Below are 14,497 nucleotides of genomic sequence, written 5' to 3'. Positions count from 1 at the left end.
ACTTGTGAACGACTTCGTCGATCTCGTCGCCCGCCAGCTGGCGGCCGATCTGCGCGGCGTGCCCGCCGCGACGCGCCGGCGCTTCTCGGACGAGGGCCGCGCCGCTCGCTGCCACAACATCGAGGACCTGCGGGTGATGGCCAAGCGCTCGGTCCCGCAGCCGATCTTCGACTACGTCGACGGCGCCGCCTGGGGCGAGGTCACCCGCCGGCGCAACCGGGACGGCTTCGAACGCTTCGAGCTGCTGCCGCGGATGCTCGTCGACGTGTCGAAGCTCGAGCTGGCGACCACGGCGCTGGGGCGGGAGATCGCGCTCCCGATCATCGGCGCGCCGACCGGGACGACAGGGCTCACCCATCCCGACGGCGAAGGCGCGGTCGCGCGCGCCGCGCACTCGATGGGCACGATCTACACGCAGTCGGCGCTGTCCTCGCTCTCGATCGAGGAGGTCAGCGCGATGGCCCCGGGGCCGAAGTGGTTCCAGCTCTACGTGATGACCGACCGCGGCGTCGCCTACGACATGCTCCAACGCGCGGCCGCGCACGGGTACGAGGCGCTCGTCCTCACCGTCGACGTCGCGGTGGCGGGCGTGCGCGAGCGCGACGTGCGCAACCGGTTCTCGATCCCGCCGCGGCTGACGCTGCGGGCGGCGGCGCAGGGGCTCGTCCGGCCGCGCTGGGCGCGCAACTTCATCGCGCGCCCCCGTCTGACCACCGGGAACACGACCTCGCCGCGGGTGCCCGCGGGCGGGGGCGCGGTGGCCCACGCCGAGTGGGTCAACCGGCAGTTCGACCCGTCGGTCACCTGGGATGACCTCGCGACGTTCCGCGAGCACTGGGGCGGCCCGCTGCTGATCAAGGGCATCATGCGCCCGGACGACGCCGTGCGCGCCGTGGAGCACGGCGTCGAGGGGATCATCGTCTCCAATCACGGGGGCCGCCAGCTCGATCACACGCGGTCCACGATCGAAGCGCTGCCCGCGATCGCCGAAGCGGTCGGCGGCCGCGCCGAGCTCTATCTCGACGGCGGGATCCGGCGCGGGACGGACATCATCACCGCGCTGGCGCTCGGCGCGCGGGCGGTCCTGATCGGTCGCCCGATGGTCTACGGCCTCGGCGCCGCGGGCGAGGCGGGCGTGCGCCGCGCCTTCGAGCTGCTGCACGGCGAGCTCGCGACCGCCCTCGCGCTCGCGGGCTACCCGCGGATCTCAGACCTCGGGCCCGAGATGATCCACCTCGTTAGGTGAAATCCCCGTCCTCGGGTTGCCAGTTGGGGACGCCCGTGGGGCGCTCGGCGTACTGACGTTCAGCGGCCTCGAGCGGCGTCTGGGGCGTGGCGGCGTGGTGGGGAAACGGCGGCGTGTCGTTGTGAGACGTGGCCGTCTGGGGCTTATCGGGAGTCATCACCCCACAAACCTTGAACGTCGCGGCGGCGGATCCGCTCCGGCGCGGACGATGACCCCCCGGGCGGGGGGGGTGCCAGTTCGTCCGCGGCCGCCGGACCCCTGGTCGAAGGCTCAGGTCCCTCCCAGGGACCTCCGAGGCCGCTCCCACACGGCGAAAGGAAGGTGTGGACATGCCCAACGACCACCTTCGTCAGCGTCTCCCCAACCGGCGCTTCCGCAAGCTCCTTCCCACCGCGGTCGCCGCGGTCACGATCGCCGCCAGCGCGCCGTTCGCCGCTTCTGCCCACGCGGCCGAGACCACCCCGCGCGTTCCCCCGCACAAGGCCGCGATCCACCAGTCGCCCGGCAAGATCGGAACGCTGCCGCGGGCGAGCACCATCCGCGGCGAGCGCGCTCAGGACAACAGCGAGAGCTAGTCGCCGCGCTTACGGACCGGCGTCGAGAGTGCCGGCGGATCGGTGAGCCGGCGCGGCTGCGCGGGTTTCGCGGTCCGCCGGTAGCGATCCAGCAGGCGGCGAACCTCCGCGATCGGCGGCGCGGGCCGCGCGGGCGTCGGTTTGGTCGGGTCGGTCATGAGCCTCCGTGCGTCATTCAAGGACGACGGCTGACTACCCAGCACCCGCGATTTCCCGAACAAGGTTGCGTTTGTGAACTGACCATTTGGCGCGTCAGTGGGTAGCAACGCTCTCGAACGACGGAGGAGAGAGACGATGCGGCAGCTCACCACGCTCGACGCGCAGTTCCTGGCGGTCGAGTCCGCAAGGACCTACGGCCACGTGGGCACGCTCGCGGTGTATGACCCGGCGACGGCGCCCGGCGGTGATCTCACCGTGCAGGACCTGTGCCGGCTGGTGAGTCAGCGACTGCACCTGCTGCCGCCGTTTCGCTGGCGCCTCGTCGAGGTGCCGTTCGGGCTCGATCACCCGTATTGGATCGAGGATCCGGACTTCGACCTGGACTTCCACATCCGCGAGTCGGCCGTGCCGCCGCCCGGTGACGACGAGCGGTTGGCCGACACGGTCGCGCGGATCTTCGCCCGCCCGCTCGACCGCAACCACCCGCTGTGGGAGATCTACCTGATCCAGGGGTTGTCCAACGGGCGGGTCGGGCTGCTGACGAAGATCCACCACTCCGTCGTCGACGGTGTCTCCGGCAACGAGATCCTCAGCGTGCTGCTCGACGCCGAGCCCGCGGGGCGGGAGATCCCGCCGGGCACCTCGCCCCGTCCGGACCGCGTCCCGCACGACCTCGCCATGGCCGGCCGCGGAGCGCTCGGCCTCGTCAAGGCGCCGTTCCGCGCCGCCCGCTCGATCCCGGGCGCGCTCCCCCACCTCACCGAGCTGCCCGGCATCACCGCGCTTCCCGCCGGGCCCATGCTGAGTCGGACCGTCGGCCGCTTCATGCGCCAGGACCCGCGGGTGCTGGACGAGACCACCGCGCGGGCGCCGTCGACGCCGTTCAACGGGCGGATCTCGGCCCATCGCCGCTTCGCGTTCGGCCAGCTCAGCCTCGACACCGTCAAGGCGCTCAAGAACGCGGTCGGGTGCACCGTCAACGACGTCGTCGTGACGCTGTGCGCGAGCGCGGTCCGCGAATGGCTGCTCGAGCGCGACGCGCTCCCCGAAGAGCCGCTGGTGGCGATGGTCCCCGTGTCGGTGCGGACGAAGGAGCAACGCGGTGCGTTCGGCAACCGCGTCTCGATGATGATCGTGCCGATCGCCACCGATGAGCCGGACCCGCTGCGCCGGCTCCAGCGCACCCACGACCTGCTCGTGTCCGCCAAGGAGCGCCACAGCGCGCTGCCCGCGAACGTCCTGACCGATGCCACCGCGTTCATCCCGCCCGCGGTCGCCGCCCTCGCCGCGCGCACGACGATGGAGATCCTCGGCCGCACGAGGCCGGCGCTGAACCTCGTGATCTCCAACGTCCCCGGCTCGCGAACGCCGCTGTACCTCGCGGGCGCTCGGCTCGAGGCGCAGTACCCCGTGTCGGTCGTGGTCGACGGCGTCGGGCTCAACATCACCGTGATGAGCTATCTCGACCACCTCGACTTCGGGATCATCGCCGACCGCGAGCAGGTGGACGACGCCTGGTCGATGCTCGCCGGCCTCCGGCGCGCTCTCGAAGAGCTGACGGGCGCGCTCGTGCACACTCTCTGAGCATGCGCCTAGATCACGGAGGTCTCCTGGTATCGGACGTCGACCGCGCGGTGCGCTTCTACACGAGTGCGCTCGGGCTCGAACAGGTGCCGCGCCCGTCGACATTCGACACGCCCGGGGCGTGGCTGCAGGTGGGCGAGCACCATCAGATCCACCTGATCGGGGAGACCGACGAGGGCCGCTCGCGCGAGATGAACCCGGGGTATGACCCGGCCGAGATCGCGATCGGCTACGGCAACCACCTCGCGCTGGTGGTCGACGACCTGGACGCGACCGTGGAGCGCGTCCGCGCGGCCGGCGTCGAGCCCGGCGGGGAGATCATCGCCCGCGGCGACGGCGTGCGGCGCACCTTCGTCACCGACCCGGACCGCAACATCATCGAGATCATGGAGATGGGCGTCGCGGTGACCGGTTCCGAACCCCGGCTCACGCCTCCCCGACGCGACGGCTGATGACCGCGTCTCCGGCCGGCGAGGTACCGCGGGCGTAGGGCCGGCCGAGCAGCATGTAGAGCAGCCCCGAGCCGACGACGATCGCGCAACCGAGCACGACGATCCACTCGTCGTACCAGTTCGCCCCCTCCACCTGGCGCGGCCAGGCGAGGTTCAGCGCGCCCGCGACGCCGTAGACGAAGGCGGCGATGTTGACCGGCAGGCCCCAGGCGCCGAGCGTGAACTTCCCGCGCGGGACCCACCCACGGGAACGGGCGATCAGCGCCGCGAGCACCACCAGTTGGAACGCGATGTAGATCCCGGCGGCGGCGAAGGAGATGACCTTCAGCAGCGCGCTGTCAGAGATGATCTCGGCGATCGCGACGATCGCGGCGGGCACGACGGCGGCGACGGTCAGGGCGACCGGCGGGACGTGGCGAGCGGGCGAGAAGCGCGACAGCGCCTCGCTCGCGAAGACCATGTGGTCGCGGGCGTAGGAGAAGATCAGGCGTGAGGCCGCCGCCTGCAGCGAGAGCACGCAGGAGACGAAGCTGATCAGCACGATCACGGTGATGATCTTCGAGCCGACGGTGCCGAAGACGTCGCTGAGCACCGCCCCGACGGGATCGGCCTGCTCGCCGCTCAGGATCGCGTTGAAGTCCGGCTGCGCGAGGATGAGCGCCGCCGTGATCAGCAGGCTCGCCGCGCCGCCGATGTAGATCGTCCGGCGCATCGCCACCGGGATCGTCTTGCCCGGGTCGGGGACCTCCTCGGCGACGTCGCCGCAGGCCTCGAAGCCGTAGAAGAGGTACAGGCCGAGCAGCGCGGCGGCCAGGAACGCGCCGAGGTAGGACCCGTCGCCGCCGGTGCCGAGCGAGTCAAAGAGCGCGCCGAAGTCGTGGTGGCGCTCGAACAGCAGCAGCCACAGGCCGACGAACAGCGCCCCGATCAGCTCGGCGACGAACCCCGCCATCGCGACCCGCCCGAGCGTCCTGGTCCCGCTCAGGTTGATCACCAGCGCGATCAGCATCAGCGCCGCGGCGATGATCACGGTCGTCGTCCGGTTCGGCGTGAAGTCGAAGAGCGAGCCGATGAACGGCACCGCGCCGGTCGAGACGCTGGCCACGGTGGCGATCAGCGCCCACCCGTAGATCCAGCCGGTGATCCACGCCCAGCGTCGCCCGATCAGCCGCCGCGCCCACGGATAGATGCCGCCCGCGACCGGGAACTGGGCCACGATCTCGGCGAACACGAGCGCGACCAGCAGCTGGCCGAGGCCGGCGATGACGATGCTCCAGATCATCGGCGGCCCGCCTGCCACGAACGCGATCGCGAACGTGGAGTAGACGCCGACGACCGGCGAGAGATAGGTGAACCCCAGCGCGAAGTTCTCCCACAGACCCATCCGCCGCTCGAAGCGGCTCTCATAGCCCAACTCGGCGAGCTGGGCCGCGTCGTCCGACTGCGTCGCGGTGGTCATGTCGCGGGAACTTACGCCTCACCCCGGACCGGACTGCGGGGTGCCCCGTTCGGGTAGCCCCGTCTTCCAGTCAATTCGTACAGGAGGTACGCAATGCGACGGTCGATGCTCATTGGTTTGGTGATCGCGACTTCGCTGGTCGCGACACCGCTCGCGCGGGCCAGCGACGACTCCCTGCGCCAGGTGGTCAAGGACCAGGCGGCGCGCCAGGTCAAGGAGGACGCGAAGTTCAAGAAGGCCACCAAGTCGATCACCAGTAGGGCGAAGGCGATCAAGGCGCGGACGGCGACGGTCCGCCAGCAGAAGTCGGTCGACACGTTCCGCAAGGCCGTCAGGGCCGAGCAGGCCGACACCGATCAGGTCAAGGCCGGCCGGACCCAGCTGCTCAAGGGCCTGGCGACGTACAACCACGGCCTCGACAAGCTGCGGACGGCGCTGACGCAGGCGATCAAGACCAACGGCCGAGGGGGCGAAGCCTCGGCCAGGGCGGCGATCAAGACGATCAACAAGTCGCTGACCCAGATCTCGAGCGCGGCGAAGAAGATCAACCCTTAGCGAGCGTCATGGAAGATCACGCCTAGCGCGGTGCGGTGGCCTGCGGTCACGGTGCTCACGCCGTGGCGCAGGCCGACCTTGTAGTAGCCGCGCTTGCCGAGCTCCGGCCGCTCGCGCGTCGGGAAGATCACGAACGCGCCGCGCAGCGGGTTCAGGACGTGGGCGCGGCTCTGCGCCCGCGGTCGGTTCTCCAGCAGCACGAACTCGCCGCCTTCGTGCTCGTCGGTCAGCACCGTGAGGATCTGGAACGGGAAGTAGACGTCGCCGTAGAGGTCCTGGTGCAGCGCGTTCCAGTCGCCTTCGCCGTAGCGCAGGATCAGCGGCGTCGGCCGCTGCTGCCCCGCCTCGTGGCAGCGTTCGAGCAACGCCTCGTGCGTGAGCGGGAAGGTGGCCCCGCCGATCCGCTCCGACCACACGTTGGCGACCCGCGCCAGGTGGGCGTAGAACGCGCCGCGCAGCGCGCCGATCGTGTCCGGCAGCGGATGCTCGAAGTAGCGGTAGCGGCCGTCGCCGAAGCGATGGCGGGCCATGTCGATCGTCGAGCGGAAGTGGCCGCCGTCGAAGAGGCCGGCGAGCTCGGCGCTCTCGCCGTCGGTGAGCAGCGGCGCGGTCACGGCGAAGCCGCGGCCGTCGAGCTGTGCGGTCAGGTCAGCCCAGTCGAGGGCGTCGACGCGTTCGGTGATGGTCACGCTCGGTGTAACGCCGTGCGCGGCGCGAGTGTGAGGGGTGCCCCGTCTAACTCTCGCCTGGCGATACCTGGACCGGGCACCCCCCGGTCATTCCGTCTTCGTCGCCTCGATCTGGTCGCGCAGCCAGCCGATCATCGCGGGATCGACGCGGGCGGCGAGGTCGAGCACCGGGCGGAAGCCGCCGGTCTTGCCCTCTGCGTCGAGCTGCTCGGTCAGCGCGCGCCGCTGGGCGGCCGCGGCCTCGACGAACTCGAGCTCCCGCTCGAGCGCGGCGCGCCGGTCGTCGGGGTCCAGGCGGAACACGAGGAACCAGCGCAGCGCGGTCTCGTTGCGCTGGGCGCGGTTGGGCTCGGTCTCCATCAGCCAGCGCTTGAGCTCCTCGCGGCCCGCGTCGGTCACCGCGTAGGTCTTCGAGCGCCGCGCGCCCTCCTCCACGACCTCGGCCAGCCCCTCGGCCTCGAGCCTGGCCAGCTCGGGATAGATCTGGCTGTGGCTCGCATGCCACGCGTGCTGCAGGGAGCTGTCGAACCACTGCGTGAGCTCGTAGCCGGTGCACGAGGTCACGCTCAGCATCCCGAGGACGGCGTGGCGAAGGGACATCCCCAGCAGTGTAATGACGGACTTGACATGTCGAAATCGACATGTACATTTCGACATATGAACGGTGCAGCCAGTGAGCTCTCCCCCAACCGCCGCCGTTGGCTCCTCGCCGCGGTGATGTCCGGCCTGTTGCTGGCCATGCTCGACCAGTCGATCGTCGGCACGGCGCTCCCCACGATCGTGCAGACACTCGGCGGCAACGACCTCTACGTGTGGGTCGCGACGGCGTACCTGGTGACGGCGACGGTCTCGCTGCCGATCTACGCGCGGCTCTCGGATCGGCATGGCCGCCGAGCGCTGCTGCTGATCGGCATGGCGCTCTTCCTGCTCGGGTCCGGCCTCGCCGCGACGGCCCAGAACATGGAGCAGTTGATCGGGTACCGCGGGCTGCAGGGTCTCGGCGCGGGTGCGCTGGAAGGCCTCTCGTTCATCCTCGTCGCCGACCTCTTCGCGGGGCGCCGCAGCGCCGCGCTGCAGGGCGCGCTGGCGGGGCTGATGGGCGTCGCCTTCATCGCGGGCCCGCTCGTCGGCGGCTTTCTCACCGACCACGTCGGCTGGCGATCGGTGTTCACCGTGAACCTGCCGATCGGCGCCGTGGCGCTGGCCGTCGTCGCCACCGTCCTGCCCGCCTCGGTGGGCCGTAGCGAGCGGCGCAGCACGCCGCTGGACCTCACCGGCATCGCGCTGCTGACGCTCGGCGTCGGCCTGCTGCTCATCGGCCTCAACGAGCGCCACCTCGTGCTGATCGCGGGCGGGCTCGTGGTGATCGCGGGCTTCCTGGCGGTCGAGCGCCGCGCGGTCGCCCCCATCATCCCGCTCAAGCTGTTCGCCGACCGCAAGGTCGCGGCGATCATGATCGCGGGTGCGACGTCGACGTTCGGCCTGTTCGCCGGCGCGCTACTGCTGCCGCGCTACTTCCAGCAGGTCCGCGACGTCAGCGCCACCCACTCCGGCCTGCTGATCTACCCGCTGCTGCTCGGCATCCTCGTGTCGGTCAACGTCGCCGGCATGCTGATCGCGCGGCGGCTGGAGTTCCGCGGGACGGTGCTGGCGGGCGCGGGGCTGGCGGCGCTCGGCGCGCTCGGCTTCGCGACCTTCGACGCCTCCACGCCCGACTGGCAGTCGCTGATCTTCATGGGCCTGATGGGCCTCGGCATCGGGCCGGCGCTCTCCGGCCTGCAGATCGCGCTGCAGCGGTCGGTGCTGCCGCAGCAGATCGGCGGCGCGATGGGCACGCTCCTGCTCCTGCGCCAGGTCGGCGGCGCGGTGGCGCTGGCAAGCGCGGAGACCGTCTACCGCGCGGGGAGCGACCCGGCGGTCTCGACCGGCACCGGCGTGCTGACGATCGGCCTGGTCGGCTCGCTGATCGCCGCGCTCGCACTGATCTCGCTCCCGCGCGGAGCGGGGCGGCTCCCGGCGCCGGCGATGGCGCCGGCGTAGCGGGGTCGCCCTTCGTGGGCCCGCCGTAGCATGGCGGACGTGAGTTCCGACCGTCCACGGCCCCTGAACGGCCAGCGCGTGACGAGCGCCGACGTCGCCGCCGCCGCCGGTGTGTCGCGCGCGACGGTGAGCTACGTCCTCAACGGCGTCCACGACCGCATCTCCGAAGCCACCCGAATCCGGGTCTACGACGCCGCCGAGCGGCTCGGCTACGTTCCCAACGCGGTCGCCTCCGCCCTGCGCGCCGGCCGGACGGAGATCATCCTGCTCGCGATGCCGTCGTGGCCACTGGGCCCGGCGGTTGCGGAGTTCGTGACCGCGGGCGTGACCGAGTTCGAGCGCCGCGGCTATACGGCGCTGGTGCACTTCCAGGCGGGCGGTGACAGCCGCGTCTTCGCCCGCGCGTGTGACCGGGTGCGGCCGGTGGCGCTGATCGCGCCGGAGGAGGATCTCCCACCGGCGCGGGTCGCGGCGCTGCGCGAGAACGGCACGCGCGCCGTCCTCGCGATCGCGCCGCGGCCGCTCGACCACGTCGCCACGCTGGTGGTCGACCAGGGGACCGTGGGCGAGGCGGCGATGGACCACCTCGTCGAGCGCGGGCACGAGCGGATCGTGGTGGTGATGCCGACCGAGCCGGAGTTCGCCCTCCTCGGTAAGGAGCGGCTGCGCGGCGCCCAGGCCTACGCCGACGCGCACGGCGCGACCGCGTACCCGCTGCACGTGCCCTGCGACCCCGGGGCGATCGCCGCCGCACTGGCGCCCATCCTCTCCCACCAGCCGACGGCGCTCTACGCGTTCAACGACGAGTTCGCGGTGGCCGCGATCGAGGCGCTCGGCGAGGTCCAGCTGGCGGTGATCGGCACCGACGACAGCATGGTCGCGCGGCGCCTCGGGCTCAGCTCGGTGTCCTTCGGCGCGCCCGGGAACTGGTCGCGGATCGTCGCCCGCCTGCACGACACGATCGAGGGCGTAAGCGACGATCTGTCGCCGATCGTGGTCCACCCGCACGTCGTCCCGCACGGGAGCACTTGACAGTGGTTACACGATTAACCACATGCATTGGAGGAATGTCGCCGGGGCGCTCGGCGCTGTAGTGCTGCTCGCGCCCGCCGCCGCGCAGGCGCAGACCGTCGTGTCGCCCGAGGTCAAGCACACCGGCACCGGGCCGACGGGCTACGAAGTCACGATCCGGGTCTTTGACCCGACCGCCACCCGCGTCCGGGTGAAGGGCGAGTGGTACTTCTCGAGCGCGTCCGAGTCCTCCGGCGTGCCGGCGACCTCGCCGGGACGGCTGCCGTCGCAGTGGCGGCCCGGCGACTTCCCGATGCCGTTCCCGAACGCGCTGGCCCCGAACTGGCCGGTCAACGACCTCACGCTCGATCCCGCGACCGGCGTCTGGTCGTTCACGACGCCGCTGCCGCCCGGCACGTTCACGTACGCGCTGTATCGCAACTGCAACGCCACGCCGCCGAACCTGACCGGCTGCACGGCGACGAGCGATCCGTCGAACCCGCCGTGGAACACCGGCAAGGGCACGGTCGAGCCGACCAGCCAGGTGTACGTGCCGAGCGATCCCGCGTTCGGGAGCGAGGACCTCTCCTGGCAGGCCCCGATCGCAGCGGCGGGCAAGCTCGAGGACGTCGAGTACCCGTCCTCGATCTCGACCAACCCGGTCGGCAAGCACTACCTCGGCGTGTACCTCCCGCCGGGCTACGACTCCAAGCGGACCAAGCCGTACCCGCTGATGATCATCCACCACGGCGGCGGCGGGCACGAGGCGCACTGGCTCACACAGGGCGTCGCGAACCGCATCCTCGACAACGTCCTGGCGAGCGGCAAGATGCAGCCCGCGGTCGTGATCTTCCCGAACATCAACTCGATCTCGGGCGGCCAGACCGGCCTCACGAACGACCTGATGAACAACATCCTCCCGTACGTCGAGGCCAACTACAACGTGTCCAAGCTGCCCGACGATCGCGCCGTCGGCGGCCTTTCATTGGGCGGGCAGCGCACGAACGAACTGCTCTTCAACCGCACCACCTCGTTCGGCTACTACGGCGTCTGGAGCAACGCGGGCAGCACGCCCGCCGCGGGCAGTCCGCTGCTGGCGAACCCGGACCTCAAGAAGGTCCTGGCGATCCACACCAGCGGGGGCCTGCAGGACCCGATCCTGTCGCAGACGATCAACCTGCAGACGCGCCTGGCGGCCGCCGGTGTGCCGGTCATCGCGGACAACTTCAACGGCGGTCACGAGTGGCATGTGTGGCGGCTGAACCTGCGCGAGTTCGCGAGCAAGGTCGCGTTCCGCTCGACCAAGACCGTCGTCACGCCGCTGCCGGGCAACAAGCTGCAGGTCAGCGTGAGCGCGGCGACGACCGAGCCCGCCGTGCCGACCGGCACGGTCACGCTCTCCACCGGCGGGCCCGTGGTCGCGCTGGTCGACGGCAAGGCCACGATCGCCGTTCCCGATACGGGCGGAGCCGCGTCGGTGACCGCTTCCTACAGCGGAGACGCGCTCTACAACGCCGGCGCGGGCACGGCGGCGTACTCCGCCGACAGCGCCGACACCACCGCCGGCGGCACCGTCGCGGCGACGCTCGCGCTCACCCTCGGCGCCCCCGCGTCGTTCGGGCCGTTCACGCCGGGCGTGATGAAGGACTACACCGCGACGACCAGCGCCAACGTCCTCAGCACCGCCGGCGACGCGATGCTGACGGTCTCCGATCCCGGGCATCTGATGAACGGCACGTTCGCTCTGCCGTCGCCGCTGGCGGTGACGTTCTCGAAGTCGGCGTGGAGCGCGCCGGTGTCCAACGACGCGGTCACGATCACGTTCAAGCAGCACGTCGACGCGACGGACGCGCTGCGCACGGGCGCCTATTCGAAGACGCTGACCTTCACGCTGTCCACGACCACCCCGTAGAACGAGATGAGCCGCCTCGTGATGCGGGGCGGCTCAGCTTCCCTATCGGCAGCGGATGGCCGCTGCTTGAGTCTCCATGGAGACATCGAGGCCGCTTGCTCTGACGCACCGCTGGGCATAGGCTGCATGGTCGTGAGCGAATCCGGTCGCAGATTCGAGCCGAGCCAGCCGCTCTCCGTCACCGAGGTCGCCTCCGAGGAGACCAGCGACGGGCGGCGCGAGTGGTGTTTCTCGGTCAAAGGGCTGGACGAGACCGTGCAGGCGGCGCGGTTCGCCACCCGCCGCGAGGCCGAGAAAGCGCACCAGCGCTTCAAGCGGGCGATCGAGCTCCTCGGCCGCCCGGCCGCCTGAACACCTTCTTCGCGCCGGTTAAGGAACCGGCTCTAGCTTCGATGCAATGCCGCTCCCCCGCTGCCGTTTCGCGGCGCTCGCCCTCCCCGCGCTGCTGGCCTTCCCCGCCGCAGCGAGCGCCGAGCCCTTCAAGGACAAGGTCATCACGGGCGTGCACGCACACGCCTCGAAGATTCAAGGCACCACGCAGATGTACCCAACCGGTGACGGGAGCATCAGCATCCCGGTCACGCTCGCCTCGACCTATACGGGCGACCCCGCGGTCGCGCAGACCTACGCGACGTTCCTCGGCACCCTCCCCCACGGGCCCGAACTGGCGTCGCTGAAGGTCACCGTCGTCCCCTCCTCCGAGGTCGCGTCCGACTGCGGCGGGTCACCGAGCGACGGCATCCTCGCCTGCTACGGCGACAGCGACCAGACGATGATCGTGCCCGGGGACCAGGCCGCCGGAAGCGACATCTCGGTCGACTACGTCATCACCCACGAGTACGGGCACCACATCGCCGCCCATCGCTCCAACGCGCCCCTGAACGCGCTCGACTTCGGCCCCAAGCGCTGGGCGTCGTATGAGCTGGTGTGCTCGAACACGCTCGACGGGAAGCTCGCGCCCGCCGACGAAGGCGCCAACTACCTCTCCAACCCGGGCGAGGCGTGGGCCGAGGCCTACGCACGCCTCGTCTTCCCCGCCGAGGCCTGGCGCTTCACGCCGCTGCTGAAGCCGACGCAGGGCTCCGCGCTGGCCGCGATGGCCGACGTCGCGCAGCCCTGGACCAAGCGGGTGACGACCACGTTCCAGGGCACGGACACCAAGACCTTCAGCCTGCCGATCACGCTCGACGGCGCCTTCACGCTCAAGCTCGACGGCCCGGCCACCGCGAACTACGACCTGATCGTGCGGTCGGGTGGCAAGGTCGAGGACCGCACCACCCGCCCGGGTTCCCAGGACTCCATCAACTACAAGCTCGCCTGCCGCGACCGCCGGACCGAGACCCTGAAGATCACGATCATCCGGCGATCGGGCGGCACCGCCGGGCCCTACACGCTCACCGCGAAGTACGCGGGCTAGAGGGACGAACGTCAACTGCGTGGGCAGTGCCGCTCGCTCTTGGCTGCCGCCATCCGCTGAGCGGCTCGGCTCGCTCGCGGGATGTGGTCACTAAACGTCGCATAGCACGGTTTAGTGACCACACCGCCCTCGCGGCGGGTGGTCGTTTGCCCCCGATGGGTGATCGGCGTGCGTGAGAACGCACTTTCCGTCTCCGTGGCCCGTACCTTGACGGTCAGTCTCGACCACCGCGCGAGGTGGGGAGGCCGGCCACCCTCCCGACGCGCGGCGAGACAGAACCGGCCGACGCACCGAAGCGGCCCCCTCCCTCACCGGAGCAGTTGACTTTCGGGCCTAGTTCGAGCCCGTCTGCGGGAGGATCGTGATGCTGCGGGCGGCGGCGTTCTGGTTGTTCGCCCCGCCTGCGCCCCCGCCGCCGCCGCCGAATCCGCCGAAGCCGCCGACGATGACCGAGTCGCCCTTCTTGATGTCGGCCACGGTCGCGCCCGAGGTCTTGCTGACCGTGGTCGAGGAGTCGATCTTGATCGTGTTGGAGCCGTTCTGGCCCTGGACGGTGATCGAGTCGGGGCTGACGGCGGTGACCGTCTGACCGCCGAAGCCGCCCGCGCCGCCGAAGCGCCCGCGGCCCTGGCCCTGGCCCTGCCCTTGGCCGGCCTGACCGCCGGCGCCCTGCCCGTTCCGGCTGCAGATCCCGCGCAGGAGGAAGGCGCCGCCGCCCGCGGGCGGGCCGCCGTTGGCGTTGGGCGTCGCGGCTGGTGTCGCGGCCGCGGTCGCCGTGTCGCCGCACGGGAGCGTCCCCTTCTGCGCCTGTTGAACGGCCTCGGCCAGAGTCGCCGGGCCGCTGGAGCTGCTGCCGGCCATCGCCTTGCCTGCGAAGAACGCGCCCGCGATCAGCGCGAGCGCGATGACGCCGGCGACGATCAGCCGCCCCGTCCAGCTCTCCTCGTATTCCTCAAACTGCACGTCGTGGCTGTCCTGGGACATCTCGGTTCTCCTTTGAAGATCTAACCGCCGCCCGGCGTGCCCTGGGCACCCGGTGCGGCACCGCCGCCGAATCCGCCGAACCCGCCGCCGGCGGCATTGGACGCCGTCGCGCGGATCGTGCTCGCCACCACCGTCCCGCTGGACGCCGTCTCGCCCTGGACGATCACGGTGTCGCCGGGGTGGATCGCGGTCGGGTCGGCCTTGGCCGTGCGGGTGACGCTGCCGCCCTTGGCGAGCCGGACGCGGACCGTGTTGCCGCTCGCCTCGTCGACGTAGAGCGTCTTGCCGTCCACGCTGGAGACCTGGCCGACGGTCGCGCCGCCGGCCGCGCCCGCTCCACCCGCACCCGCACCCGCACCCGCGCCGCCCGCGGCCGCGCCGCCGAACCCGCCGCGCGTCGCGCCTGCGCCTGCG

16 protein-coding genes and 1 pseudogene are annotated in these 14,497 nt (G+C 71.1%); 10 read left to right on the top strand and 7 right to left on the bottom strand.

Annotated elements, in window-relative coordinates; translation table 11 throughout:
- Positions 1-4: 4 nt before the first annotated feature.
- On the top strand, positions 5-1,246 hold the full coding sequence (locus tag OM076_RS21995) for an alpha-hydroxy acid oxidase (protein WP_270042219.1): 1,242 nt from the start codon (positions 5-7) through the stop codon (positions 1,244-1,246).
- Here OM076_RS21995 and OM076_RS21990 read toward each other — a convergent pair.
- Entirely contained in the window at positions 1,239-1,403 is a 165-nt protein-coding gene (locus tag OM076_RS21990; protein ID WP_270042218.1) for a hypothetical protein, read from the bottom strand. The genes OM076_RS21995 and OM076_RS21990 overlap by 8 nt on opposite strands.
- Positions 1,404-1,575: 172 nt before the next feature.
- Between OM076_RS21990 and OM076_RS21985 the strand changes: the two genes are divergently transcribed.
- On the top strand, positions 1,576-1,821 hold the full coding sequence (locus OM076_RS21985; RefSeq protein ID WP_270042217.1) for a hypothetical protein: 246 nt from the start codon (positions 1,576-1,578) through the stop codon (positions 1,819-1,821).
- Here the strand turns inward: OM076_RS21985 and OM076_RS21980 are convergent.
- Complete coding sequence (locus OM076_RS21980) at positions 1,818-1,979, bottom strand: hypothetical protein (RefSeq protein WP_270042216.1); 162 nt, start codon at positions 1,977-1,979, stop codon at positions 1,818-1,820. The genes OM076_RS21985 and OM076_RS21980 overlap by 4 nt on opposite strands.
- A gap of 136 nt (positions 1,980-2,115) precedes the next feature.
- Between OM076_RS21980 and OM076_RS21975 the strand changes: the two genes are divergently transcribed.
- A complete protein-coding gene (locus OM076_RS21975) occupies positions 2,116-3,564 on the top strand; it encodes a WS/DGAT/MGAT family O-acyltransferase (RefSeq protein WP_270042215.1) in 1,449 nt (482 codons plus the stop codon).
- Between the two features lie 2 nt (positions 3,565-3,566).
- Positions 3,567-4,016, top strand: coding sequence for a VOC family protein (locus tag OM076_RS21970; RefSeq protein ID WP_270042214.1), 450 nt, complete (start codon positions 3,567-3,569; stop codon positions 4,014-4,016).
- On the opposite strand, the gene OM076_RS21965 is transcribed toward OM076_RS21970, so the two are convergent.
- Entirely contained in the window at positions 3,991-5,475 is a 1,485-nt protein-coding gene (locus OM076_RS21965) for an APC family permease (protein WP_270042213.1), read from the bottom strand. The two genes, OM076_RS21970 and OM076_RS21965, sit on opposite strands and share 26 nt — an antisense overlap.
- 120 nt (positions 5,476-5,595) lie before the next feature.
- On the opposite strand from OM076_RS21965, the gene OM076_RS21960 reads away from it, so the two are divergent.
- Positions 5,596-6,030 carry a hypothetical protein gene (locus tag OM076_RS21960; protein ID WP_270042212.1) on the top strand — a complete coding sequence of 145 codons (435 nt, stop codon included), beginning with the start codon at positions 5,596-5,598 and terminating at the stop codon, positions 6,028-6,030.
- Here the strand turns inward: OM076_RS21960 and OM076_RS21955 are convergent.
- Entirely contained in the window at positions 6,027-6,719 is a 693-nt protein-coding gene (locus OM076_RS21955) for a 2OG-Fe(II) oxygenase (RefSeq protein ID WP_270042211.1), read from the bottom strand. The genes OM076_RS21960 and OM076_RS21955 overlap by 4 nt on opposite strands.
- 87 nt (positions 6,720-6,806) lie before the next feature.
- Entirely contained in the window at positions 6,807-7,319 is a 513-nt protein-coding gene (locus tag OM076_RS21950; RefSeq protein ID WP_270042210.1) for a PadR family transcriptional regulator, read from the bottom strand.
- A 57-nt stretch (positions 7,320-7,376) separates the two neighbouring features.
- On the opposite strand from OM076_RS21950, the gene OM076_RS21945 reads away from it, so the two are divergent.
- The 5 genes from OM076_RS21945 (at position 7,377) to OM076_RS21925 (ending at position 13,099) form a co-directional block, all read left to right on the top strand.
- On the top strand, positions 7,377-8,759 hold the full coding sequence (locus OM076_RS21945; RefSeq protein ID WP_270042209.1) for an MFS transporter: 1,383 nt from the start codon (positions 7,377-7,379) through the stop codon (positions 8,757-8,759).
- 39 nt (positions 8,760-8,798) lie between these two features.
- Positions 8,799-9,791, top strand: a complete 993-nt coding sequence (locus tag OM076_RS21940; RefSeq protein ID WP_270042208.1) for a LacI family DNA-binding transcriptional regulator — start codon at positions 8,799-8,801, stop codon at positions 9,789-9,791.
- Positions 9,792-9,813: 22 nt separating this feature from the next.
- Complete coding sequence (locus OM076_RS21935) at positions 9,814-11,682, top strand: alpha/beta hydrolase-fold protein (protein ID WP_270042207.1); 1,869 nt, start codon at positions 9,814-9,816, stop codon at positions 11,680-11,682.
- 132 nt (positions 11,683-11,814) lie between these two features.
- Positions 11,815-12,033, top strand: a complete 219-nt coding sequence (locus OM076_RS21930; protein WP_270042206.1) for a hypothetical protein — start codon at positions 11,815-11,817, stop codon at positions 12,031-12,033.
- A gap of 46 nt (positions 12,034-12,079) precedes the next feature.
- Positions 12,080-13,099: a hypothetical protein gene (locus OM076_RS21925; protein ID WP_270042205.1), complete on the top strand. Its 1,020-nt coding sequence runs from the start codon at positions 12,080-12,082 to the stop codon at positions 13,097-13,099.
- Between the two features lie 333 nt (positions 13,100-13,432).
- On the opposite strand, the gene OM076_RS21920 is transcribed toward OM076_RS21925, so the two are convergent.
- Together OM076_RS21920 and OM076_RS21915 are read right to left on the bottom strand one after the other, a co-directional pair.
- Positions 13,433-14,083: a hypothetical protein gene (locus tag OM076_RS21920; protein ID WP_270042204.1), complete on the bottom strand. Its 651-nt coding sequence runs from the start codon at positions 14,081-14,083 to the stop codon at positions 13,433-13,435.
- 20 nt (positions 14,084-14,103) lie between these two features.
- A pseudogene (locus OM076_RS21915) lies at positions 14,104-14,497 on the bottom strand (DUF5666 domain-containing protein); the annotation flags it as partial.

The sequence above is a fragment of the Solirubrobacter ginsenosidimutans genome, from assembly GCF_027587205.1.
This window is presented reverse-complemented; position numbering and strand designations above follow the sequence as displayed.